Consider the following 427-nt stretch of genomic DNA (forward strand, 5'->3'; position numbering starts at 1 on the left):
TCTTCACAACCGTCAATTCCTTTGAGTTTTAACCTTGCGGCCGTACTCCCCAGGCGGAGTGCTTAATGCGTTAGCTGCGACACCGAAGCCCTAAGGGCCCCAACGTCTAGCACTCATCGTTTACGGCGTGGACTACCAGGGTTTCTAATCCTGTTTGCTCCCCACGCTTTCGCGCCTCAGCGTCAGTGTCGGTCCAGATGGCTGCCTTCGCCATCGGTGTTCTTCCCAATATCTACGAATTTCACCTCTACACTGGGAATTCCACCATCCTCTCCCGAACTCGAGCGTGCCAGTCTCAAGCGCGGTTCCCAGGTTGAGCCCGGGGCTTTCACGCCTGACTTGACACACCGCCTACGCGCCCTTTACGCCCAGTAATTCCGAACAACGCTAGCCCCCTTCGTATTACCGCGGCTGCTGGCACAAAATG

At 56.4% G+C, this 427-nt stretch carries 1 rRNA gene; it reads right to left on the reverse strand.

The annotated features are described in order from the left end of the window. Nucleotides 1-427: ribosomal RNA gene (locus M6G53_RS25240) — 16S ribosomal RNA — on the reverse strand; the annotation flags it as partial.

Origin of the sequence: Serratia nevei (assembly GCF_024160145.1) — a bacterium.
Classification (GTDB): Bacteria; Pseudomonadota; Gammaproteobacteria; order Enterobacterales; family Enterobacteriaceae; genus Serratia; species Serratia nevei_A.